General features: G+C 62.5%; 20 protein-coding genes and 1 riboswitch. Of the genes, 16 read left to right on the forward strand and 4 right to left on the reverse strand.

From position 1 onward, the window contains the following. Nucleotides 1-35: 35 nt before the first annotated feature. The 8 genes from ACDK93_RS16430 to ACDK93_RS16465 all read left to right on the forward strand — a co-directional run bounded on the left by ACDK93_RS16430 (nt 36) and on the right by ACDK93_RS16465 (nt 5838). Entirely contained in the window at nt 36-1301 is a 1266-nt protein-coding gene (locus ACDK93_RS16430; RefSeq protein ID WP_458070045.1) for an XVIPCD domain-containing protein, read from the forward strand. 71 nt (nt 1302-1372) lie between these two features. Continuing rightward, the gene (locus ACDK93_RS16435) at nt 1373-2362 is read left to right on the forward strand and encodes a type IV secretion system protein (protein WP_458070046.1); all 990 of its coding nucleotides are present in this window, start codon (nt 1373-1375) and stop codon (nt 2360-2362) included. Next, nucleotides 2359-2853 carry a DUF4189 domain-containing protein gene (locus ACDK93_RS16440; RefSeq protein ID WP_458070047.1) on the forward strand — a complete coding sequence of 165 codons (495 nt, stop codon included), beginning with the start codon at nt 2359-2361 and terminating at the stop codon, nt 2851-2853. Before ACDK93_RS16435 ends, ACDK93_RS16440 begins: the two co-directional genes overlap by 4 nt. Nucleotides 2854-2908: 55 nt before the next feature. Continuing rightward, nucleotides 2909-3235 carry a hypothetical protein gene (locus ACDK93_RS16445; RefSeq protein WP_458070049.1) on the forward strand — a complete coding sequence of 109 codons (327 nt, stop codon included), beginning with the start codon at nt 2909-2911 and terminating at the stop codon, nt 3233-3235. 5 nt (nt 3236-3240) lie between these two features. Continuing rightward, complete coding sequence (locus ACDK93_RS16450) at nt 3241-4233, forward strand: type IV secretion system protein (RefSeq protein ID WP_458070050.1); 993 nt, start codon at nt 3241-3243, stop codon at nt 4231-4233. 74 nt (nt 4234-4307) lie between these two features. Then, a complete protein-coding gene (locus ACDK93_RS16455) occupies nt 4308-4712 on the forward strand; it encodes a DUF4189 domain-containing protein (protein WP_458072506.1) in 405 nt (134 codons plus the stop codon). Nucleotides 4713-4755: 43 nt separating this feature from the next. Further along, nucleotides 4756-5085 carry a hypothetical protein gene (locus tag ACDK93_RS16460; RefSeq protein WP_458070051.1) on the forward strand — a complete coding sequence of 110 codons (330 nt, stop codon included), beginning with the start codon at nt 4756-4758 and terminating at the stop codon, nt 5083-5085. 96 nt (nt 5086-5181) lie between these two features. Then, nucleotides 5182-5838, forward strand: coding sequence for a hypothetical protein (locus tag ACDK93_RS16465; protein WP_458070053.1), 657 nt, complete (start codon nt 5182-5184; stop codon nt 5836-5838). A 15-nt stretch (nt 5839-5853) separates the two neighbouring features. On the opposite strand, the gene ACDK93_RS16470 is transcribed toward ACDK93_RS16465, so the two are convergent. After that, nucleotides 5854-7390 (reverse strand): IS3 family transposase gene (locus tag ACDK93_RS16470; RefSeq protein ID WP_458070055.1). Its coding sequence is split into 2 segments (ribosomal slippage): nt 5854-6922 and nt 6921-7390, totalling 1539 coding nucleotides; the frame shifts between segments, so codons are not numbered across the junction. A gap of 108 nt (nt 7391-7498) precedes the next feature. On the opposite strand from ACDK93_RS16470, the gene ACDK93_RS16475 reads away from it, so the two are divergent. Both ACDK93_RS16475 and ACDK93_RS16480 read left to right on the forward strand, forming a co-directional pair. Beyond that, nucleotides 7499-8743 carry a glucosaminidase domain-containing protein gene (locus ACDK93_RS16475; protein ID WP_458070056.1) on the forward strand — a complete coding sequence of 415 codons (1245 nt, stop codon included), beginning with the start codon at nt 7499-7501 and terminating at the stop codon, nt 8741-8743. 188 nt (nt 8744-8931) lie between these two features. Next, entirely contained in the window at nt 8932-10221 is a 1290-nt protein-coding gene (locus ACDK93_RS16480) for a nucleoside permease (RefSeq protein ID WP_458070057.1), read from the forward strand. Here the strand turns inward: ACDK93_RS16480 and ACDK93_RS16485 are convergent, their stop codons facing one another. Next, nucleotides 10222-10833, reverse strand: a complete 612-nt coding sequence (locus tag ACDK93_RS16485; protein WP_458070058.1) for a flagellar basal body-associated protein FliL — start codon at nt 10831-10833, stop codon at nt 10222-10224. Nucleotides 10834-10858: 25 nt separating this feature from the next. After that, complete coding sequence (locus ACDK93_RS16490) at nt 10859-12613, reverse strand: diguanylate cyclase domain-containing protein (RefSeq protein WP_458070060.1); 1755 nt, start codon at nt 12611-12613, stop codon at nt 10859-10861. Nucleotides 12614-12726: 113 nt separating this feature from the next. On the opposite strand from ACDK93_RS16490, the gene dusB reads away from it, so the two are divergent. From dusB to metK, 4 genes are all read left to right on the forward strand, one after another. Beyond that, entirely contained in the window at nt 12727-13713 is a 987-nt protein-coding gene (dusB, locus tag ACDK93_RS16495; RefSeq protein WP_458070062.1) for a tRNA dihydrouridine synthase DusB, read from the forward strand. 93 nt (nt 13714-13806) lie between these two features. Beyond that, entirely contained in the window at nt 13807-14760 is a 954-nt protein-coding gene (locus ACDK93_RS16500) for an alpha/beta hydrolase (protein WP_458070063.1), read from the forward strand. A 57-nt stretch (nt 14761-14817) separates the two neighbouring features. After that, a riboswitch (cobalamin riboswitch) is annotated at nt 14818-15029 on the forward strand. A 194-nt stretch (nt 15030-15223) separates the two neighbouring features. Further along, nucleotides 15224-17515 carry a 5-methyltetrahydropteroyltriglutamate--homocysteine S-methyltransferase gene (metE, locus tag ACDK93_RS16505; RefSeq protein WP_458070065.1) on the forward strand — a complete coding sequence of 764 codons (2292 nt, stop codon included), beginning with the start codon at nt 15224-15226 and terminating at the stop codon, nt 17513-17515. A 290-nt stretch (nt 17516-17805) separates the two neighbouring features. Continuing rightward, nucleotides 17806-19032, forward strand: a complete 1227-nt coding sequence (gene metK, locus ACDK93_RS16510; RefSeq protein ID WP_458070066.1) for a methionine adenosyltransferase — start codon at nt 17806-17808, stop codon at nt 19030-19032. A gap of 111 nt (nt 19033-19143) precedes the next feature. On the opposite strand, the gene ACDK93_RS16515 is transcribed toward metK, so the two are convergent. Then, nucleotides 19144-20301 carry a serine hydrolase gene (locus ACDK93_RS16515; protein WP_458070068.1) on the reverse strand — a complete coding sequence of 386 codons (1158 nt, stop codon included), beginning with the start codon at nt 20299-20301 and terminating at the stop codon, nt 19144-19146. 317 nt (nt 20302-20618) lie between these two features. Here ACDK93_RS16515 and ACDK93_RS16520 point away from each other — a divergent pair, with 317 nt between their 5' ends. Together ACDK93_RS16520 and ACDK93_RS16525 are read left to right on the forward strand one after the other, a co-directional pair. Continuing rightward, nucleotides 20619-22499, forward strand: coding sequence for an ATP-binding cassette domain-containing protein (locus ACDK93_RS16520; RefSeq protein WP_458070069.1), 1881 nt, complete (start codon nt 20619-20621; stop codon nt 22497-22499). A gap of 136 nt (nt 22500-22635) precedes the next feature. Next, complete coding sequence (locus tag ACDK93_RS16525) at nt 22636-24366, forward strand: M1 family metallopeptidase (protein WP_458072507.1); 1731 nt, start codon at nt 22636-22638, stop codon at nt 24364-24366. Nucleotides 24367-24431: the final 65 nt, after the last annotated feature.

Here is a 24431-nt window from a genome sequence, read left to right on the forward strand (position 1 = left end):
AGTCGTTTTTTGAAAATTAATCAGGAGTTACATCGATGGCTATGGATCGAGAAACACAGCTGTTGCAGGACGCCATCAGGGCGGGCATCACCTCACCCAAGGAACTGGCCAATTTCATGGCGCAGGTCAGCGCGGAATCCAACGGACTGAGCCGACTGGAAGAAGGGTTCCGCTACACCCGCAACAATGCGCAAATCCCCGTAAAGTACGCACACCGCGAAGGCGAGCAAGTGCTGGATGCCGCGCGCCTCGAAGCGCTGCGCGGCAAGCCCGAGAAACTGGCCGAGTTAATGTACGGCGGACGCATGGGCAACGATCAGCCGGGTGATGGTTATACCTATCGCGGGCGCGGCTACATGCAGCTGACCGGCAAGGAGAACTACGCGGCGGCCGGCAAAGCGCTCGGACTGGATCTGGTGAAGCACCCGGAGCTGGCCGCCGAACCGGAGAACGCGTCGAAGATCGCTACGTGGTATTGGGAAAATCGCGTACCCAGCGCGGCGCACGAGGATGTGAAAAAGGCGACACTGGCCATCAACGGCGGCTACAACGGGCTGGACACGCGCGAGACGCAGTTCGCGAAGTGGGAAAAGACCTTGACCCCGGAAGTGATGCAGCATCTGGGCAAAGGCGAAGCTGCTGCATTGCCCGGCACAGCGTCCGCGCCCCACGCCTCGAAGCCAGTGACCGGACTCGATCAAAACACTCGCGACGCCGGCGTCCACGACCTGCAAGCCAACCTCGCCAAGCTCGGTTACAAGGACGGCCACGGCCAGCCTCTCCAGGCCGATGGTCATTTCGGCCTCGACACCCGCCACGCGGTGGAGCGCTTCCAGCAAGATCACGGTTTGACCGTGGACGGCATCGCCGGACCGAAAACGCTGGAAGCCATTCAACAGGCGCAGACCAAACACGCCGCGCCCAATCTCACCGATCCGAAGAACCCCGACCACGCGCTGTACGAACAGGCACGCAGCGCTGTGCACAAGCTCGACGCCAGCATAGGCCGCACCCCCGATCTGCAGAGCGACCAGTTGGCGGCGTCATTGGTGGTATCCGCCAAACATCAAGGCATGACCGCCATCGACACCGTCGTGCTCAGCGAGGACGGATCGCACGCCTTTGCTGTGCAGGGCCGACATGACTCGCCACTGCGGCAGATCGCCTTTGTGCCGACAGCCGAGGCGGTGAACACGCCACTCGACAAAAGCAGCGCAGCGGCGCAGGCGGTGCACCCCGAACCGGTGCAGACGCCGCCCATCACAGCGCCGGTGCAGTCGGCCCCAGGCATGGCGCTATAGCGATGCAGGCCACGACGGGCCCGGTTGAACTCACCGGCTGCGCGCGCGAGCGCGCGGCCGGTGCCGCGTGCGTGTGGATCGTCATCACCGGCCAGTCGTTTATCCCTTCTTCGGGGCGCACGCCAATGATGGCCCTGGTCGGCGACTCGCTGCGGGCGGTGCTGATTATCGGCGTGGCCACCAGCATGGCGGCTACGTCTCAAGGGCTTTACTGGACGCTTTCCGACGGCGTCTCTACCGCCATCGTCCAGCTGGTTACCGGCAAAAGCGCCAGCCCTTTTCAGTCCATCGACGATAACCTGGCCGTCATGCAACTGGGCCTGAGCACCATCGATACCATCGAGGATGGCGGCAACGGTAACGTCGCCAGCGACCTGGCGCGCGACAAGTGGATGTCCGGTGCCGGCGTCGCCGGTCCGGCGGTCATCGCCGGCGCGTTGCTGCTGCTCAACAAGATCGCCCTGGCGCTGTTCATTGGCTTCGGGCCCCTATTCATCATCTGCCTGTTGTTCAAGCAGACCGCGTCGCTCTTCAGCCGCTGGCTGCTCTACGGCATAGGCACGTTATTTTCCCTGGCGGTGCTCAGCGTCATGATCACCTTCGCCATGCAGATGCTGACCGCCATCACCGCCGCCTACATCGCCCAATACGTCGCCTCGATGGCCACCAACGGCGCACTGTCAACCGACGGCCTCAACTCCATGGCCCTGCAGCAGGGCGGCATCGGTTTGATTCTCACTACGCTGATCATCTCTGCTCCGCCCATGGCTGCGGCGTTCTTTCAGGGCACGCTGGGGCAGTTCCAGTCCTACTCACCGTTCGGCATGGTCGGCCGCGAGTCCGCGGTATCTGCGGCGCAGCAGCAGACGGCTCTGGGGCAGTCATCAAACTCGGCCCCTCCAGCACCTAGCAGTCCTCAAAGGGGAAATGTAATTCCCCAGCCAAACAGCACACCTCAAATTACGGGCGCTAGCAGCTACTCCAACAACAATCCCGGAATCAAGCAAGGCAGCACTATCGGCAATGCAAACGGATCGGGATCTCAAGGGCCGGGCTCATGAAAACTACCTACGCATTAATTCCATTGTTTTTTGTCTTCTGCACGGCAATTGCAGCCGCCCAATGCGCTACAGGGGTGGATACCGGCGGGGAGTGCGTACCTCCCGACGAGCTGAGTCCACAGCAGGCGCCTATTCCACGTCACCAGCCACAACAACCTCGTACTGTTTGGGCCGACCGATGGGGTGCGATCGCCATCGACAGCGGTACATCGAGCGTCGGTGTCTCAGAGAATCAAACCAGCAAATCCGCCGCCAGCGCGGAGTCACTGCAGCGTTGTGCATCGAAGAGCAATAGCCAGCACTGCAAATTAGAACTGGCTTACGGCAATGGATGCGCAGCCTTGGCTTGGGGAGCAACAAACGTCGGATTTGCAAATGATGAAACACAGACCAAAGCGCAGAATTCTGCGATGGAAACCTGCCAAGCAAATGGTTCGTCCGGCTGCAAGATCGTCTACAGCGCCTGCAGCCTCCCCGTCCGCGTCCAGTAACCACCACGTCTGAAAATCATTTCATACAAGGATCACAAGGATCAGGAGACCCTCCATGAAACCGCATGCCCTGCTCGCCACCGTAGTTATCGGCGCCACCGCCAGCCTCACGGCCACGTCGATCTATGCCCAAAGCACCTGCCCCAGCTTTTTGTGCATGGCCGGCAAGGTTCAGGGCAAACAAAACGTGCCTGGCTGCGACGCTCCTATCGAGGCGTTTTTTTCGCCCATGCTTTATGTCTACGACGAGGAAGGCATCGATTGGCCGGCCACCGCCGTGAACCGGCAACAGTGGCTTAGCCAGTGTCCCGGCAGCCTGGGCGGACAGAACGGCGCCATTCTGACTGCCATCATTGCCGAGTACGGCATGCGGGCCGAGTAAAAGCGATGCTGTGCAAACCGGTGCGGGTAGTGTGCATCGTGACCTGCCAGTCCCGCGAACCGATGATGGTCCTGGTCGGCGACTCCCTGCGTGCCGTGCTGATCATCGGCGTCGCCACCAGCATGGCCGCTACCTCCCAGGGACTCTACTGGACGCTTTCCGACGGTGTCTCTACCGCCATCGTCCAGCTGGTTACCGGCAAGAGCGCCAGCCCTTTTCAGTCCATCGACGATAACCTGGCCGCCATGCAACTGGGCCTGTCCACGATCGACACCATCGAGGATGGCGGCAACAGCAACGTCGCCAGCGACCTGGCGCGCGACAAGTGGATGTCCGGTGCCGGCGTCGCCGGACCGGCGGTCATCGCCGGCGCCTTGCTGCTGCTCAACAAGATCGCCCTGGCCCTGTTCATCGGCTTCGGCCCCCTGTTCATCATCTGCCTGCTGTTCAAGCAGACCGCTTCGCTGTTCAGCCGATGGCTGCTCTACGGCATAGGCACGTTATTTTCCCTGGCCGTGCTCAGCGTCATGATCACCTTCGCCATGCAGATGCTGACCGCCATCACCGCCGCCTACATCGCCCAATACGTCGCCTCCATGGCCACCAACGGCGCACTGTCCACCGACGGCCTCAACTCCATGGCCCTGCAGCAGGGCGGCATCGGTTTGATTCTCACTACCTTGATTATTTCCGCTCCGCCAATGGCGGCGGCTTTCTTTCAGGGCACGCTGGGGCAGTTCCAGTCCTACTCACCGTTCGGCATGGTCGGCCGGGAATCCGCCGCTTCCGCGGCACAGCAGCAGACGGCGCTGGGGCGCAGCGCTGCAGCAGGGGGTGGGTCAGCGCCAACAAATCAGTCGTCGCAAAATGCTTACCAAAGCGGAACCTCACTTAGTGCCTTGAGCAGCAGCGGATACCAGAATACGAATCCCGGGATTAAGCAAGGTAGTGCTATTGGTCAAGCAAATGGATCGGGATCTCAAGGGCCGAACTCGTGAAAACTATCCATGCATTAATTCCTTTGCTTTTTGTCCTCTGCACAACAGTCGCAGCAGCCCAATGCGCAACCGGTGTGGATACGGGTGGCCAATGCATTCCTCCCGAAGAATTGAGCCCACAGCAGGCACCTAATCCACGTCACCAGCCACAGCAACCCCGCGCCGTCTGGGCTGACCGATGGGGCGCTATCGTAGATGACCCGGATGGCGGTGCTGGCACCGCAGAGAACCAGCCATCAAAGGATCAAGCCATCCGGATCGCGACCTCCATCTGCAGCCGTAATGGAGGACAGCATTGCAAAGTATTTATTACTTACTACAACCAGTGTGCAGCTGTCGCAGTAGGTGGAGAGCACACGAACGGTTCTAGTGCGCCCAGCAAAGAACAAGCAGAACAGCAAGCGCTAGATCATTGCGGCGGCTCAAATGCCTGCAAAATTGTCTACAGCGCCTGCAGCCTCCCTGTCCGTATTCAGTAACCACACGCATGAAAGCGCGCCGCCAGATTTCAGGAGACCTGTCATGAAACTGCACTCCCTGCTCGCCACTGTCGTTCTTGGTGCCGCCGCCAGCCTGACGGCCGCTCCAGTTCATGCCCAGGATGTGTGTGCCAGCTTTTTGTGCATGGCAGGCAGGGTTCAGGGCAAGGAAAACGTACCCGGCTGCGATGCTCCGGTCGAGGCGTTTTTTTCGCCCACGTTATATATCTACGACGAGGAAAGCATCGATTGGCCGGCCACTGCCTTGAACAGGCAACGGTGGCTTAGCGAATGTCCCGGGAGCCAAGGCGGACAGAACGGCGCCATCCTGACCGCCATCATTGCCGAATACGGCACGCGGCCTTCCGGCTGAGGCACATCAAGCGAAAACGGCTATACCGAGCTAGTCAACAAACGCGCCGGGCAACACAAAACATCACATCTTGTCTCCAACAGCGATAGTCGATTGATGAAAAGAAATTACGCACTCGCATTGACGCTACTTATCGCGTTGCCTTGTTTATTACCAGGCGCCGGGCGCGCGCAATCGGGTTCGGCCCACCAGCCATCCTCAGCGCAAGCATTAACCCACAACCCCTACAGCCAGGCCGCATCGGCGCATGCGATGCGGCCGACGCTCCCCGATCGGTTTACTGCTTATGCATCTGAGTCCATTGGCAACAACCAAATATGCGTAGCTGGACGCACGACCGACGTGGACGGCATCAACCAAAAGCCCGTCGTCTACGTGGCAGAGCAAGCCAGCAAACGCCTGCTCTGGATAACGTCACTCGATGTGCCGCCGGAGATGTATCAAAGCCGCGCAACGCATTGCACACGGCGGGGCGAGTCAGTTTACGTTCTGCTGCAGTCCGATACACAGTCAGAGCAGTCGCTTTCGCAAACCCTGCTGCGCGTGGTGAAGTTGGGAGCCACAAACGGAAAAGTGCAAATCCAACAGGATATCGACGTACCGACCGCTTATTCCGCATGGGTCGACGAAGGCGCGACCCATTTTACCTGGCACGCTGATCGTCTTGTCGTTGAAGGACATGACCGACTGGACGCCGACCATGAGCAGCAAGGAACGTTTACGCTTCGTTTGAACCGGCGTGCGTCAAGGTAGTTGTCGCGTCGTGCGTTATGCCGCGTGCTTCAGTTCGGTTCGTTCTGGGTTGAGATAGACCTCGTTGGCGAGTGTCCAGTCGCGCGTATGCCGCGCCCAGCGCGCGGGATGTCGTTGACGTGCCTTCGCATAGAGCTCGGCACGTGCGGCCAACAGGCGTTCTGCATGACCGCAGTGGCGCTGGCTGGGCGTGACGTAGTTGAGTGCGCTGTGGCGGTGCTCGTGGTTGTACCAGGCGACGAAGCGGTTGACCCATACGCGCGCCTCGTCGATCGTGTCGAAGGGGCGTTCGGGCCAGAGCGGGCAGTACTTCGCCGTGCGGAACAGCGCTTCGGCGTAGGCGTTGTCGTTGCTCACCCGCGGACGACTGAACGACGAGGCGACGCCAAGTTCGTGAAGCGTGGCGAGCATGACGGCACCCTTCATCGCCGAGCCATTGTCCGAGTGCAGCACCAGCGGCCGACCGACGATGCGTTCGCGCAAACAGGCCTTCCTGATCAAGTCACTGGCATGATCGGATGACTCGGCCTCGTGCACCTCGTTGGCCACCAGCAGGCGGCTGTGGATGTCCTTGACCATGTACCAGTAAAAGTAGCGGCCCTTGACGGTGCTGGGCATCCAGGTGATGTCCCAGCACCAGACCTGGTTGGGGCCGGTCGCCCTATGGGTGGTGGGCGCACGACGCTGGGGCGCCTTGCTGCGTCCCCGATGCGCGGTTTGACTGGCCGCTTTGAGCACGCGGTAAAACGTCGACTCACTGGCCAGGAAGATGCCTTCATCGGCCAGTTTCGGCACGATCTGGTGCGGCGTCATCTGGGCATGGGCCGGTTCGTTGGCGGCGGCCAGAAGGTGCCGACGTTCTTCGTCACTGAGCTGATGGGCCGGTGCGGGCCGATGCGCCTGTGGGCGCGCATCTTCGGGCTTCTGCCGCCATCGCTGCACCGTGCGGATGCTCAGCGCCAGCATCGCGCAGGCTGGCGCAAGCCGCGCCCCGGCAGCCACCGCGTCATCGAGAAGAGCCAACGCCTCGCGGCGATCTGAGGGAGAGGTCATGCGTCCTCGTCCTTGCCCCAGATCGCCTCGGCTTTTTTCGCAGCACCAACAGCGCGGCGGTTTCCGCCAACGCCGCATCCTTGCGGCGCAGTTCGCGCTCCAACTGCCTGATGCGCTCGCGCGCCATGCCGCTATCGGGCTTCACCACACCTTGGGCGGTGGTCATCGGCGCATTGGCCTGCTCGCACGCCACGCGCCATTGCCGGATCTGCTCCGGCAGCAACCCTATCCGGCGACAGTACTCGGAGAGCTCTGCCTCATTCATCGGCGCACTTTCCACCACGATCCGAAATTTCTCCGGACCGGACCAACGCTCGCTTTGTCCGCTGTCCTTACGCACCAGCGATCCCTCGATCAGCGCTGCATTTCGCCACGTCCGCAGCGTGACTTCCGTAATGCCCGACGCCAAGGCCAACGCACGGATTCGGCGGTTCGTCGGTGGCCCCATCTGTTCGATCGCCCATTGCCGCTGTTCGGCTGTGTAACGTACCCATTTCATGCTCTCGCTCGCTGCCGCCTTCCAGTGTGATTGATCAAATCAAACGAGGCGACAACTAGTCTGACGTGGAGGGGAACGATGATTTAAAACCCTAAGGAGAACCTTGTCATGAACGACAAAGAGCAATTCATCGCAGATCTGTACCCCGCCGCTACCAAGGTATCGCAGGAGACAGGGATGTCCAAAGAGTTGATTCTAGCGCAAGCCGCTTTGGAAACGGGCTGGGGCGAAAAGGTTCTACCAGGAACAAACAACATTTTTAACATCAAGGCATCGCCGGACTGGCACGGTCCCACAAAGTCCTTCCTTGTACCCGAGTTTGAGCACGGCAAGCGGGTGATGGTCAATGCGGAATTTCGCGTTTATGGTTCTGTGGAGGAATCACTGCGTGACCGCGTAAAGTTTTTGCAAGAGAACCCGCGCTATGCCAAAAGCGGTTTGTTCGATGCCGACACCAAGGGCCACCTCGAGAAAGAAGCCAACGCGTTGCAAAGAGCCGGTTATGCCACCGACCCAAAGTATGCCGAGCAACTCGCTGCTGTGTACAACGGACCGACGATGCAACGTGCCATCAAAGAGGCACAGGCGGGCTATGCAAACACGCTAGCAAGCCATTCAGACGCATCGCACAGCGATCACGTGAATGTCGCACGTGGATTGTCAGGTGGGAGCACGGGTCTCACCGTCACCCAACTGCAAACCGACCTCAACCACCTTGGCTACACCGATGCGCAGGGCAAAGCCTTGCATATAGATGGCCACTTCGGGCCTGCCACCAAGGCTGCCGTCGAGGCGTTTCAGCACGATCACCATTTGGCCGTCGATGGCAATGTGGGGCCGAAGACGCTGGAGGCTTTACATGCGCAGACCCAGGCTGCCGCCAAAGTGGCATCGCCGGGACTCGACAATCCGAGGAATTCCGACCATGCCCTCTTCGAACAGGCACTCGCCGGCGTGCGCCAACTCGACGCCCAGGCTGGCCGTACCTCCGACCAGCACAGCGCCAACCTCGCCGCGGCGCTGGTGGTAGCCACCAAGCAAGAAGGCCTGACGCGTATCGACACCGTCGCGCTCAGTACCGACGACGGTTCGCACGTGTTTGCCGTGCAGCACGGAATGCCAGCGCCGAAGTATGCGCAGGTGCCGACCCTGCCCGCGCTCAACACGCCGATCGAACAGAGCAGCAAGGCGGCGCGACAGGTGAATCAGCCGCAAGCACAGCCGCCGATGCAGGCAGCGCCAGTGCCAACGCCGAGTGCGCCATCCTTTTCTCTCGGAACAAGCGCGCATGCGCGTCGAGATCGCGGCGTCGAACATCATCAAATCAATGCGGCCAGCTTTACCGCGATATAACTTTAGCCGAAGCGTGTCGCTGAGTGGCGTCCAGCTAAACACTCGATAAGTTTACGATCTGCCAGCGCAGGCGCAGGTTGCCCTTGCCTGCCGCAGACTCTACCCTTCGACAAACTAAAGGCTGCCCGGCGTGTGCCGCGGCATGGGTAAAGCGTGTGGTGAAGTAGGGCTACCACGATGGGGAATCGATGAGTATCAAGTCGCGCCTGATCGCCATGAACTTTCTGCAGTTTTTTGTGTGGGGTTCGTGGCTGATCACGATTGGCGCTTACTGGTTTCAGAACCGGCACTGGTCGGGCGCGCAGTTCGGTGCGATTTTTTCGACGATGGGCATTGCGTCGATGTTCATGCCGTCACTGATGGGCATGGTGGCCGACAAGTGGGTCAATGCCGAAAAGCTGTATGGCCTGCTGCATTTGGGCGGCGCCGCCGTGCTTTTTGCCACGCCGTTGATCGACAACCCGACGACGTTTTTCTGGGTGATGCTGCTCAACATGATGTGCTACATGCCGACGATATCGCTGTCGATCGCGGTGGCGTATTCGGCGCTGAAGGCTGAGGGGCGCGATGTGGTGATCGACTACCCGCCGATCCGCGTGTGGGGCACGATTGGCTTTATCGCGGCGCTGTGGGTGGTGAGCCTGCTGCATCTGGAAACGACGACGGGCCAGTTCTATGTTGCGTCCGGCGCGTCGCTGCTGCTGGGCGCGTATGCGTTCACCCTGCCCCCGTGTCGGCCCAAGCTAGACCAGCTGCGCGGCAAGTCGCTGCTGGATACGCTGGGGCTGACGTCGTTCAAGCTGTTCCGCGATCGCAAGATGGCGATCTTCTTTTTGTTTGCGATGCTGCTGGGTGCGGCGCTGCAGTTGACCAATGCCTATGGCGATACGTTTCTGCACGACTTCGCCACGGTCGGTGCGTACAAGGGCACGATAGCGGTGCGCTATCCGGCGATCATCATGTCGATTTCGCAGATATCGGAAACGCTGTTCATTCTGGCGATTCCGTTTTTCTTGAAGCGCTTCGGCATCAAGACAGTGATGCTGATCAGCATGCTGGCGTGGACGCTGCGCTTCGGGCTTTTTGCCTACGGCAATCCCGGCCCGCAGCTTTGGATGATCGTGCTGTCGTGCATCGTCTACGGCATGGCGTTCGACTTTTTCAACATCTCCGGTTCGCTCTTTGTGGAGGGGCAGAGCGATCCGGCTATTCGGGCCAGCGCGCAGGGCCTGTTTATGCTGATGACCAACGGTGTCGGCGCCGTGCTGGGCAGCTCGCTCAGCGGCCTGATTATCGATGCGTGGTTTATCCGTGCCGATGGCAGCAAGGACTGGCACGACATCTGGATCGCCTTTGCCCTGTACGCGCTCGCGGTGGCGGTGCTGTTTTCGATCCTGTTCAAGCACCGGCATGATCGTGGCGCCGTCATGCATCCGCACGGCGCAGGAGATACCGCAACGGGTGCCATCGCCGACTGATCAGTCGCCCGGCAGCAGATGCTCCTGCACCAGATGGCTGGTGGACGGAATCAGCTGGCCGCGATCATCGAAGCGCAGCACGATGAGCCAGTTGTAAACGTCGCCAGGCCACTTGTCCTTGCCCACCAAGGTTTTCAGATCGCCGCCGAACGCGTTGATCAGGTTGCCCAGCTCGCCGTGATGCCAGGCGATAAGCACCACGCCGGCTTGGTTCTGCCAGCGCAAGGACTCGACAAGCTTGTCCACTTGCTTGTCGGCAAACGGCTGTTCCAGCGGAAGCTGCAGGCGCGTTGCGAGCGGCGTCAGCGTCAGCCGCGGGCGCTCGCTGTTCTTGCTGTCGCTGGTGGCAATCAAACGCTGCGGATGCAGCGTCTGGCCGTCGATGCGCAGCGGGTCGAAATAGTTGGCGTAAGCCTCGGCGCGCCGCTCGCCGCGTGGCGTGAGGCCGCGGCTGTTCGGACCATCGTCCTGGTCGGGTTTTTCGGCATGGCGAACGATTAGTACAGTGACGTTGCGCAGACCGCGGGAGCCGTCGTCGGCATGCCTTTGCGAGTGATGCGCCGAAGCCAGCGCGGGGAGTAACAGTAATCCGCAAAGAAATCGGCGCAGCATGTTCTCGCATCCAACGAAGGGGGCGTCAGGATACCAGCGTGCTCGCCACCACTCGATCGCGACCGTATGACTTCGCCGAATACAGCGCGGTGTCCGCCGCACGCATCCAGCTTGAGACGTCGTGGCAGCGCTCGCCGTCGAACAGCGCGACGCCGATGCTGATGGTGATCTGCGGCACGCCGAGCTCTTCGGGCAGCGCCAGCGAAGCGACGCCGGCGCGCAGCGTTTCGGCCAGCCGCATGCCATCTTCCGCGCCCAGCTGCGGGCACAGCACAATGAATTCTTCGCCGCCGATGCGGGCGAGGTGACCCGCAGCCCCAATGGCGCGCCGCAGGTAATCGGCCACCAGCACCAGCACGCGGTCGCCCTGCTGGTGACCGACAGTGTCGTTGATGTGCTTGAAGTGATCGAAGTCGATCAGCATCAGCACGTGCAGCGGATCGCGCATATCGCGATGGCTTGCCAGCAACGCCGTGGCACGCTGCTGAAACGCGCGGCGGTTTGCAATGCCGGTAAGCGGATCGCACAGCGCCTGCGCGCGCATTTCCGACGCGTGCCGCCGCTGCCCACGCAGCAGCATGAAAAGCAGCCCGGCGAACAGCACCAGCCCGACCACCACAATGGTCACCACGAGATTGGCCAGTTTTTGGCGCTGCTGCATTTCATCCCGTCGTGCCGCCTCCGCCTGTGCGGTTTTCAACTCCAGTTTCTGATCGTGATTGGTGCGCTCCAGATCATCGATGCGCAGTTCCTTTTCTCGCGCGGCGTAGCGCTGCTCGAGCTCCGCTTCGATCGCGCGCAGTGCCGGCGTGTTGGTCGCGTTTTCCAGTTTGACGACCTCACGCTCGTCGGCAAGCGCCTGGCGCAGGTCGCCGGCCTGTTCGGCCACGCTGCTTTCCACTTCCAGAAGATCGCTGAGCTGGCCGTTCATGCCAGCCGTGCGGGCCTTGGCGACCGTCGCTTTCATCAGCGCATAGGCCTGGCGGTACTCGCCCAGTGCCGCCATCGCGCGGGCGATATCGGTGCTGGAGCCTATCGAGTCGCTGATGCGACCATCCGCCAGCTCCTGTTTGAGCGAGGTCTGCGACAGCTGCAGCGCCTCGCGCGCGCGCCCCTGCTTCAGGTACATCTGCGAAAGATTGTCGCCAACGGAGACCGCCATGCGCGGGCCGCCGGCCAATTTGAAATGTCGACGCGAGCTTTCGTAGGATTTTGCCGCTTCACCGACCCGATTGAGCGTGGCCAGCGCAATGCCTTCGTCGTTCTCGGCGTCGCCCACGCCCCATTCGTCGCCCAGCGCCAGATAATCGCCTTTCACTTGCCGGCACAGCGGCAGCGCACGATCGGGCTTTTCGTCCAGCGTGTAGGCATCGCACAGCTGGAAGCGCGCCCACGCGACCAGTTCGGGATCGGCGTTGCCCAGCACCTTGTCGGCGGCGCGCAAGGCCTCGCCCATGCCGTCGCCGGTGCCGTTGGCGATGTCGTGGCGTGAACGAAGGAACCCGGCCGCGGCGGCGGCGACCGGATCATTGCTGGCGCTCGCCAGACCGTCGAGGCGCAGGGTCGCCTCGGCAAAAGCCGCGTCGTCGTTGGCGTTGATGGCCGCGGTACCCATGCCCCACAGCAGCGCCCGTTCCTGTACCGCGGTCAGGCCCGAACCCGAACGATCAAGCTGCTGGCGGACGTCGTCAATCACGCCATGCGGATCGCTGACCGCGCGGCCACGCAGGCTGTTCATCGGCGAGGCGGCCGCGGCCAGCGCCGGCAATAGCAGCGCCATTACAAGAACCGGCAGTCCCCTGATTCCCCGCGTCATCGGCTACTCACTTCAGGCGCCCGTGGTTTCATGATAATCAACCAGACGCATTCCGGCGCGACCTTTACAATGCGACCATGCAGATAGGCCCTTACCGCATCGACCCGCCCGTGGTGCTCGCGCCCATGGCCGGCGTCACCGACAAGCCTTTCCGCCTGCTGTGCAAACGGCTGGGCGCCGGACTGGCGGTGTCGGAAATGACCAACGCGGACCCCCGTCTCTGGCACACGCGCAAATCGATGCAAAGAATGGACCATTCCGGCGAACCGGAGCCGGTCAGCGTGCAGATCGCCGGCTACGACCCGACCATGCTGGCCGAAGCGGCGCGCTTCAATGTCGCCAACGGCGCCCAGCTGATCGACATCAACATGGGCTGCCCGGCCAAGAAGGTGTGCAACGTCTGGTCCGGTTCGGCCTTGCTACAGGACGAACCGCTGGTGGCGCGCATCGTCAGAGCCGTGGTCGAAGCGGTTGATGTGCCAGTGACGTTGAAGATCCGCACGGGCTGGGACCGGCAGAATAAAAACGCGCTGACGATCGCGCATATCGCCGAAGACAGCGGCATCGCCGCGCTGGCCGTACACGGCCGCACCCGCGCCGACAGGTACGAGGGTGAGGCCGAATACGACACCATTCGCGCGGTGAAAGCGGCGGTGCGCATTCCGGTGCTGGCCAACGGCGACGTCACCACGCCGCAACAGGCCCGGCACGTGCTGGATAGCACCGGCGCCGACGCGGTGATGATCGGCCGCGGCGCGCAGGGGCGGCCGTGGATCTTCCGCGAGATTGCGCATTACCTTGCCACCGGCGACCTGCTGCCCGAGCCGACGCCGTCGGAGGTCGGCGCAATTCTGCTCGGTCACCTCGAACAGCTCTACGCGTTCTACGGCGAACTGGCCGGCGTGCGCATCGCGCGCAAGCATCTGGGCTGGTATGCCAAGGACCGACCGGAGAACGTCGCGTTTCGACAGGTCGTCAATCAGGCCGAATCGGCCGAGGCGCAGATGCGGTTGACCCGGGATTATTTCGAAGCGTTGAGCGCTGGCGAGCGTTTGGCCGCCTAGACGCGCCACCGTATCGCGGCCGCCGCAACCACTTGCAACCGGATTGGCGCATCATCGGCGTCCTTCGCACCGCGGTTATCGCACCTGTCGACCATGACGTTGCACCTGCCACACTTCGCCCGTTTGTCACGGCCCCTGCGCTGCTGCGCGTTGCTGGCCAGCCTGCTGCTGCTCGGCAGTTGCCGGGCGACGCTGTTCGCCGGACTCAACAGCACGGACCAGCATCGCGGCATCGAGCAGCAGCGCAATATCGTGTTCGATGCCCCACACGACCTGGCGCTCGACGTTTATCTGCCGGCAAACGCCGGGCCGCTGACTAGCAGCCGTGCGCCGATGGTGGTGTTCTTTTACGGTGGTGACTGGACCCACGGCAAACGCCAGTGGTATCGCTTTGTCGGCACGGCGCTGGCGGCGCAAGGCATCCTGGTGGTGATACCCGACTACCGCAAATACCCCCATGTGACGATGGACGGCTTTATGCAGGACGGCGCTCGGGCGGTGGCCTGGGCCCACACCCACGCTACCGAAATGGGCGGCGATCCGAACAACCTCTTCGTGATGGGCCACTCGGCCGGGGGCCAGATCGCGGCGTTGCTGAGCACCGATCCCGAATGGCTGAAGCCTTACGGCATGCGGCCGCGCGATCTGGCCGGATTTATCGGGCTGGCCGGGGTTTACGATTTCATGCCGATTCCCGCTAGCGAAAAAGACATGCTCGGCACCTTCGGCCACACGCTGGCCGAGCAGGCCCGTGCGCAGCCCGTTCGCTACGTCAGCGGGCACGAGCCGCCGATGCTGCTTTTGCAGGGCACCGGCGATCACGAGGTCGATCCCTCCAATGCGCTGTCGCTGGACAAGACCATGCTGGCGGAGCACGAGGACGTCACCCTCAAGCTGTATCCCGGCATCGGCCACTCGCCGCTGCTGTTCTCCATATCGCGACCGCTGCGCCATCACGCGCCGACACTGGCTGACATCGTCCGCTTTATCCGCGAGCACGAAGCCATGCGTGACAAGGGCGAACAAGCCGCCCTCCATAGCCGCTGAGTGGATCAGCGCCGCATCTGGCCGAAACGCATCATTGACTTGAGTCCGGCACCGGACTAACTTCAGCCCCGCTGAAGGTTTTCATCTTTCTATGCGAATAGAGAGATGAAATGAAAAGGGAAGCCGGTACCAAGCCGGCGCTGCCCCGCAGCGGTAGGTGGAAACGAACTCCGTCACACGCACTGGGCCAATAGCCCGGGAAGCGGCGGACAGTAGGCGCAAGCACAACGTCCACGAGCCCGAATACCTGCCTCAGCCGAAAGTGCGGCAACGCACTTCCGCCCGACCTGGCGTTTCCGCGGGGAAGCACCGGAGCCATCGCGTCGCCGTGTCCGCGGCCGCCGCGCTGTCTTCGCACGCCCCGCGCAAGCGTCGGTTCGCCCGCGGGGGCGAAGGTCAACGGCGCGGCGCGGTTGCCGGCCACCCTTCGTTCCTCTTTGCCCATCATGCAAGAGGAATTTTTATGTCACTCGTTACTTATTCCGGTTTTCCACGCATCGGACTCAAACGCGAGCTGAAACGCTCGCTCGAATCGCACTGGCGCGGCGACAGCAGCGCCGAGGCGCTGCTCGACACCGCCGCCATGCTGCGGCGGCGGCACTGGAAGCTGGCGGTGGATGCCGGTGCCGACGTGGTGCCGTGCAACGACTTCAGCCTGTACGACCACGTGCTGGACACCGCGGTGCTGTTCGATGCGATACCGGCGCGCTATCGGCCCGTATTCGATGAAAATCCTTTGGACGGCTATTTCGCCATGGCTCGCGGCCACAAGCGCGGCGGTCACGATCTGCACGCGCTGGAAATGACCAAGTGGTTCGACACCAACTACCACTACCTGGTGCCGGAACTGGAGGCCGGCCAGCGCTTCGCCCTGAATGCCAACAAGCCGCTGGCCGAATTCCTTGAGGCGCAGGCGCAAGGTCACACCACGCGGCCGGTGCTGCTGGGGCCGGCATCGTTCCTGCTGCTGTCGAAAAGCGTCGACGGCAGCGATCGCCTGGATTTGCTGGATGATCTGGTCCGCGTCTACGTCGAATTGCTCGGTCAACTGGCCAATGCCGGCGCGGCGTGGGTGCAGCTGGACGAACCGTGCCTGGTGCTCGATCTGGACAGCGACGACCATGCCGCCTATCGCCAGGCGTACGCCGCGCTGGCCGCCGCGCGCACGCCGCGGCTGCTGCTGGCCAGCTACTTCGGCGCGCTGGGGGACAATCTCGCGCTGGCGACCAGCCTGCCCGTCGACGGCCTGCACATCGATCTGGTCCGCGCGCCGGAACAGCTCGATGCCGTGCTCGATGCGCTGCCCGAGGGCAGCGTGCTCAGCGCCGGCGTGGTCGATGGGCGCAATATCTGGCGCAGTCGCCCCGAGCGCGTCACCGCGCTGCTGAAAAAGGCGCAGGCACGCGTCGGCAGCGAACGCCTGTGGGTCGCGCCGTCGTGTTCGCTCCTGCACGTGCCGATAGATCTCAAGGCGGAGACCGCGCTCGATCCATCACGTCTCGTAGCGATGGCCTTTGCCCGGCAAAAGATCGAAGAGCTGCGCGTGTACGCCGATGCGCTGTACGGCATCCCGGAAGCGGCCGCCGCGCTTAGCGCCCAGCAATCGCTACTCGATGCGCAAGCGCATGCGCCCGGCGTCGTCGATAGCGGAGTGCGCGCGCGCTTACGCACACTTGGACCCAAGGCAACGCTGCGCCGGTCGGCGTATGCCACACGGCAGATCGTTCAGTCCGAAACACTCACGCTCCCGCCACTGCCGACGACCACGATTGGCTCCTTTCCACAGACCGACGCGCTGCGCAAGGCCCGTGCCGCACACCGCGCAGGCCAGCTCGATGACGCCGGCTACGACGCAGTACTCGAGGCAGAAGTCGAACGCGCCGTTCGTTTTCAGGAACACATCGGCCTGGACGTGCTGGTGCACGGCGAGCCGGAGCGCAACGACATGGTCGAGTATTTTGGTGAGCAAATGGACGGCTATCTGTTCACCAAGCTGGGCTGGGTGCAGAGCTACGGCTCGCGCTGCGTGAAACCGCCGGTGATCTTCGGCGACGTTGCGCGGCCCGCGCCGATGACGGTGCGCTGGTCGCAATACGCGCAGTCGCTGACCGACAAACCCATGAAGGGCATGCTGACCGGGCCGGTCACCATGCTGCAGTGGTCGTTCGTTCGCGACGACCTGCCGCGCGAGACGGTGTGCCGGCAGATCGCGCTGGCGTTGCGCGATGAGGTGCACGATCTGGAAAGCGCCGGCATCCGCGTGATCCAGATCGACGAGCCGGCGCTGCGCGAGGGCCTGCCGCTGCGCCGCGCGGACTGGCCGGCGTATCTGGCGTGGGCGGTGGAATGTTTCCGCATCACGGCCGGCGGCGTGCGCGACGCCACGCAGATCCACACGCACATGTGCTACTCGGAGTTCAACGACATCATCGAGGCGGTCGCCGCCATGGACGCCGACGTGATCTCGATCGAGACCAGCCGTTCGCGCATGGAGCTGCTCGACGCGTTCGTGCGCTTCCGTTATCCCAACGGCATCGGCCCCGGCGTTTACGACATCCACTCACCGCGCGTGCCCGATGCCTCGGAAATGATCGATCTGCTGCACAAGGCGCTGGACGTGCTGCAACCGGAGCAGCTGTGGATCAACCCCGACTGCGGCCTGAAAACGCGGGGCTGGCCCGAGGTGGAACAGGCGCTGCAGCATATGGTTCACAGCGCACGGCAGCTGCGTGCGGAATTGGAGCTGGCGGTGTAAACGAAGTCGTCATGAGCCTCCCGCCAGCCACGGATGCGGGAGGCTCTTTTCACGCGACAGCACGATCTGCGTGGCAGAATCCCCGCGATGCAGCCTGTCATCGATGTCACTTATTCTTCGATGGCGATGCTCATGAGGTCTCTGCAAAGCACTGAACAGCCGTCCAAACGGCTGAACACTCGCCCAACCCCGCCGTACGCTAAACGGGCTCGGGCTGCAAAAAGGCACCTGGCGTTGTATCATGCGCGACCTCTTTTATCTCTCTATCCGAACGAAAGGATATAAACCCGATGTCCAGCCACCTGTTCACCTCCGAATCGGTCTCCGAAGGCCATCCGGACAAAGTCGCCGACCAGATCTCCGACGCCGTCCTCGACGCGATCCTCGCGCAGGACCCGCGCGCCCGCGTCGCCTGCGAAACCATGGTGAAGACAGGCGTGGCGATCGTCGCCGGCGAAATCACCACCAGCGCATGGATCGACCTGGAAGCACTGACCCGCAAGGTGATCGTGGATATCGGCTACGACTCGTCCGACGTCGGCTTCGACGGCGAAACGTGCGGCGTGCTGAACCTGATCGGCAAGCAGTCGCCCGACATCAATCAGGGCGTGGACCGCAAGAAGCCCGAAGAACAGGGCGCCGGCGACCAGGGCCTGATGTTCGGCTACGCCACCAACGAAACCAGCGAATACATGCCGGCCGCGATCCACTACGCGCATCGCCTGGTCGAGCAGCAGACCAAGGTTCGCAAAAAGAAGAATTCCCCGCTGCCGTGGCTGCGCCCGGACGCGAAAAGCCAGGTCACCCTGCGCTATGAAAACGACGTCGCCGTGGCCATCGATGCGGTGGTCCTGTCGACCCAGCACGACCCCAGCGTGAAGCAGAAGGACTTGATCGAAGGCGTGCGCGAGCTGATCCTCAAGCCCGTGCTGCCGGCCAAGCTGCTGCACAAGGGCACCAAGTTCCACATCAATCCGACCGGCAAGTTCGTCATCGGTGGCCCGGTGGGCGACTGCGGCCTGACCGGCCGCAAGATCATCGTGGACACCTACGGCGGCTGGGCGCGCCACGGCGGCGGCGCGTTCTCGGGCAAGGACCCGTCCAAGGTCGATCGTTCAGCCGCCTACGCCGCCCGCTACGTGGCCAAGAATATCGTCGCCGCCGGTCTTGCCGACCGCTGCGAAATCCAGGTGTCCTATGCCATCGGCGTGGCCGAGCCCACCTCCATCTCGGTCACCACCTTCGGCACCGGCAAGATCGGTGACGACAAGATCGAAAAGCTGATCCGCAAGCATTTCGACCTGCGCCCGTACGGCATTATCAAGATGCTCGACCTGATCCATCCCATGTACCAGCAGACCGCCAGCAACGGCCACTTCGGCCGCATTCCGCAGCTGGTCAAGGATGCCAACGGCGAAAGCTACACCACGTTCTCGTGGGAGAAGACTGACAAGGCCGAGGCGCTGCGCGCTGAAGCGGGTCTGGACAAGAAAGCGTCTGTCGCACGCCGCAAGTAATCCGCCTCGGTGGGTTTGCCAAAACGGAAAACCCCGCGGGCAACCGCGGGGTTTTTGTTATCTCAACCGGACCAATTGCCTTCAGGCTCCGCGGCTTCCGAATGCCTCGACTTACAGCTGCGCCAGCTTGGGCGATTTCTTGCTGCTGGCGTTGCGGGATGCGAGCTTTGTGCCGCCGTGGCTGCGATGCTGTGGCGGACAGCTGCTGCGCGAGTGCGTAGCGCGACGAGGACAGCTTGCTGCAGCCGCGTGGCTTGCAGTGCCGCGACGGGCGACCACGGTGGGCGCGGCTTTTCCGCGCCGACGGTCATGGCGCGCAAGTGCAACTGGCGCACTCTTTGCGCCACGCCGACTGCGCTTCGGCAGCGAGCGCGTGGCCGGCAGGGTATCGGCCTGCGCCGTGGAAATGGGCGACAGCGCCGCCAGCACCTTGAGGGCCGCGTTTTCGCGCACACCTGCCGCCTGGGCAACCAGGGTGGCTGGGGTCTGCTGGTTGGCGAAGCCATCGTCGAGCAAGCGAGCCATCAACTGATCCCGACCGGCAGCAGTACGGCTGCCGAGCACCACGCCAAACAAACGGTGTCCGTCCCTGACGGCAGTTGACGCAAGATTGAAGCCCGACGCGTCGGTGAAGCCAGTCTTCAGGCCGTCCATGCCCGGATAACGGTCCATCAGGTGATTGTGGCCGCGGACGATATGGCCCTGAAAGACAAATTCCTTGGTGGCAAAGTAGTGCGAGTCCTGCGGAAAGTCCCGATACAGCGCCATGGCCAGCTTGACCATGTCGTTTGCTGTAGTCAGCTGATCCGGATCGGGCAGGCCCGAGGCGTTGTTGAAATAGGTATCGGTCATGCCGAGCAGTCGCGCCTGCGCTGTCATCATCTCGGCGAAGTGCGCTTCGGAACCGCCGAGGCCCTCGGCCATCACAGTGGCTGCATCGTTGGCCGACTTCGTCACCATGCCGAGGATGCAATCCTCGACCGACACCGTCTGTCCATTTCGCAGCCCCAGCTTGGTCGGCGACTTGTTGGCCGCCCAGGAAGACACCGGCAGCTGCTGATCGATCTTCAGCTTGCCGTTTTGCAACGCCTGAAAGGCCAGATACAGCGTCATCATCTTGGTCAACGACGCGGGATGAATCTGGTCGTTGGGATTGACCGATTCCACCACCTTGCCGGTGGTCGCATCGATGACGATGGCGGCATAACCGCCGGCATGAACGACGCCGGCAACCATGGCAAGCGCAGCAAATGCCGTCGCCGCAACCATTCCCCGTAGCCGATTGAAGAACCGGCCTGATTTTTCGGATGCGATGGCCAACGTGGTTTCCCCACTTGTAAGTGCCGCGGCGAAGTCCCGCGTGAGGCAACTGTATAGGCAAGCGCAAGCAATATCCAGAACCAGTATGTGAGGTAAGCCGGCCAAGTGGCTGTTAGATATAAATTTATAACATTAGCCGCTTGCAGGTGTGCTAACCCCGCCCAGGCCAAGTCTCAGGGCGTCTCGGACGGTCACCCCGCCGCAAATTTACGGGTCGCCCGAAATATCCAGCCGGCGGGCTTGTTGCGCTGCAGCTACAATGGGGCATGTCACTTATCCAATTGCAACGCGTCGACTTCAGTATCGGCGGCCCCCTCCTGCTTGAACACGTCGATCTGTCGATCGAGGCGAACGAGCGTGTCTGCATCGTCGGTCGCAACGGCGAAGGCAAATCCACCCTGATGAAGCTGATCGCCGGCGAGCTGCATGCCGACGACGGCGAAGTGCGCGTGCAAAGCGGCGTGGTGATTGCGCGCATGGCGCAGGAAGTACCGCAGAACACGGCTGGCAGCGTGTTCGATGTGGTCGCCGAGGGGCTGGGCGATCTGGGTCGTCTGCTCGCGCGTTACCACCACCTGCTGCACGAGCTGAACACCCCGGCCGATTTCGATGCGCTGGGCGAAGTGCAGACGCAGATCGAGGCCCAGCACGGCTGGGACCTGGACCGGCGCGTCACCGAGGTGCTGACCAAGCTCGAACTGCCCGGCGATACCGATTTTTCCGCCCTGTCCGGCGGCATGAAGCGCCGCGTGCTGCTGGCGCAGGCGCTGGTGCGCAAGCCCGACGTGCTGCTGCTGGACGAGCCGACCAACCATCTGGACATCGAAGCCATCGGCTGGCTGGAAAGCTTCCTCAAGCAGTTCGCCGGCAGCATCATCTTCGTCACGCATGACCGCAGCTTTCTGCGCGCGCTGGCCACCCGCATTGTCGAAATCGATCGCGGCGCGCTGACCGACTGGCCGGGCGACTACGACAATTATCTGCGCCGCCGCGAGGAGCGCCTGCACGCCGAATCGCAGGCCAACGCACTGTTCGACAAAAAGCTGGCGCAGGAGGAAGTGTGGATTCGCCAGGGCATCAAGGCGCGCCGCACCCGCAACGAGGGCCGCGTGCGCGCGCTGAAGGCGTTGCGCAACGAGCGCGCCGAGCGACGCAACCTCACCGGCAACGCCAAGATGGCGCTGGCCACCGGGCAGTCCTCCGGCAAAAAGGTCATCGACCTCGAACACGTGCATCAGTCGTTCGGCGGCCGCGTGCTGATCGAGGATCTCAGCACCACCATCATGCGCGGTGACCGCATCGGCATCATTGGACCCAACGGCGCCGGCAAAAGCACCCTGCTGAAGATCATGCTAGGCGACCTGAAGCCCGAACGCGGCACGGCCGAACTGGGCACCAGCTTGCAGATCGCTTATTTCGATCAGCACCGGGTGCAGCTCAACGACAAGCTCAACGCGCTGGACAACGTGGCCGAGGGTCGCGAGTTCATCGAGCTCAACGGCCAGCGCAAGCACATTGTCGGCTATCTGCAGGACTTTTTGTTTTCTCCCGAGCGCGCACGCGCGCCGATCACCCGCCTGTCCGGCGGCGAGCGCAACCGCTTGCTGCTGGCCAAGCTGTTCGCGCAGCCGTCCAACCTCCTGATCATGGACGAGCCGACCAATGACCTCGACGTGGAAACGCTCGAGCTGCTGGAAGAACTGCTCACTGACTATCAGGGCACGCTGCTGCTGGTTTCACACGATCGCGCGTTTCTCGACAACGTGGTGTCCAGCACGCTCGTGCTTGAAGGTCAGGGTCAGATCGGCGAATACGTCGGCGGTTATAGCGACTGGCTGCGTCAGCGGGCGGGCGTGAAAACGTCGGTGCCTGTGGCAAGCCAAGCGGCCGCGTCACCCGTTGCGGCCGCCGCGATTCCGGCAGCGCCCAAGCGCAAGCTCAGCTTCAAGGAACAGCGCGAACTGGAGCAGCTGCCGCTGCGCATCGAGCAGCTCGAAAACGGCATCGCCGCGCACAGCGACGCCATGGCCGAGGCCGACTATTTCAAACAGGAGAGCGCGGCCATCACCAAGGCGAACGAAGCCGTAGCGAAGATGCAGCAGGAGCTGGATGCCGCCTACAAACGCTGGGCGGAATTGGACGGCTAAACGGCTACCACGAAGATTAGCGGGCCGCCTCCGCTGTTGGATATATAGACGCAGGCGCGTCGGCATGACTTCCGGCGTTTTCCGCAGGCGCTTCGATGCTGCATGCTGGGGGCTCGATCCGACGGAGAAAACCACCATGGCGCATCGCCTGACACCGCTGGCCCTTGGTCTGCTGCTGGGGCTGGGTGGCTGTAGCAGCCTGCCGCACGCCAAGGCCCCCGCGCTGACGCCGCAAACCCTGAGCTCGGGTGGCGTGATGCCGATCGAGCAGTCACGCGTGAACTTCGATCATGCCGAGCTGCACTTTACGGTGAACCCCGCGCAGCAAAGCATCGATGCGAACGCGGTGCTGACGTTCACCGCGAAGTCGAGCATCGATACGCTGCTGCTGGACCTGGATCGCAATCTGCCGATCAGCAAAATCACGTTGGACGGCCACGACATCTCCGCGACCGACTGGAGCAATCCGGACGGACGGCTGCGCGTTCGCCTGCCGGCAACCGTTGTCGCGGGCGGGCATGTGCAGGTGGCGATTGCCTACGGCGGCAAACCGCACGTGGCAAAAAAGGCGCCGTGGGACGGCGGCTTCGTGTGGAGTCACACGCCCGACGGCAAGCCGTGGGTAGCCAGCGCGGTGGAAGGCGAAGGCTGCGACCTGTTTTGGCCGTGCATCGATCAGACCGAGGGCGAGCCCGATCTGGTGGATACCTACATCACCGTGTCGAAGGATCTGGCGGCGCCCGGCAACGGCAAGCTGATCGGCATCACCGACGAGGGCGACAAGCACACGTATCACTGGCGCGCCAAGCATCCCAACACCTACGCCATCTCGATCAACGTCGGCCCGTTCAAGCTGCTTCAGGCCAACTACGCCAGCCGCTACGGCAACACCATCCCCATGCAGTTCTGGTACCTGCCCGGCCAGGAAAAGCAAGCGCAGACGCTCTTCGAGGAATTCCCGCACATGCTGGATTTCTTCGAGCAGCAGATCGGCCCCTACCCGTTCGGCGATGAAAAAATGGGCGTGGTGGAAACGCCGCACCTGGGCATGGAGCATCAGACCATCAACGCCTACGGCAACGGTTTCGCCAAAGACGGCTACGGCTTCGACTGGCTGCTGCAGCACGAGTTTTCGCACGAATGGTTTGGCAATCAGGTGACCAACGCCGACTGGGACGACATGTGGCTGCACGAGGGTTTCGGTACCTATATGCAGCCGCTGTACGGCCGCTATCTCTACGGCGACATGCCGTACTTTTCGATGCTGCAGACCGAGCGCGAGTCGCTGAAGAACAAGTATCCGATCGTGGCCGGCCGCAGCCAGACCGAGGATCAGGTCTACGACGACGCGCACGGGCCCGGCAACGACATCTACTACAAGGGTTCGCTGATGCTGCACTCGCTGCGCCAGCTGATCGGCGACCGCGATTTTTTCACCAGCATCCGCCTGCTGGTGTACGGACGCAGCGATCCGAAACCCGGCAATTTCAGCCCGCGCTATGCCAGCACCAAGGACTACATCGACATCGTCAACAAGCTCACCGGCCGCGACATGAGCTGGTTCTTCAAGGTGTATCTCTACGACGCCGCGCTGCCGCGGCTTGAGGTCAAACGGCATGGCGACATGCTCGATCTGCGCTGGGTCACGGAGCACAACGAAGACTTTCCGATGCCTGTCGAAGTACAGGTCGGCGAGACCTTCCAGACGGTGCCGATGGACGCACATGGCGTCGGACACTTGGCGGTACCGGCTGACAGCCTGCTGATCGTCGACCCGCATTCGAAGCTGCTGCGCGAGATGCCGCATATCGAGGCGTATCAGGAGTGGTTGAAGCAGCAGAAGGCGAAGCACAAGTCGAGGACGTAAACGCTATCCGTACTGCCAACAAAAAGCCCGGCAGATGCCGGGCCTCTTGTTGTCGCCTGACATTC

This window comes from Rhodanobacter sp. BL-MT-08 (assembly GCF_054161255.1).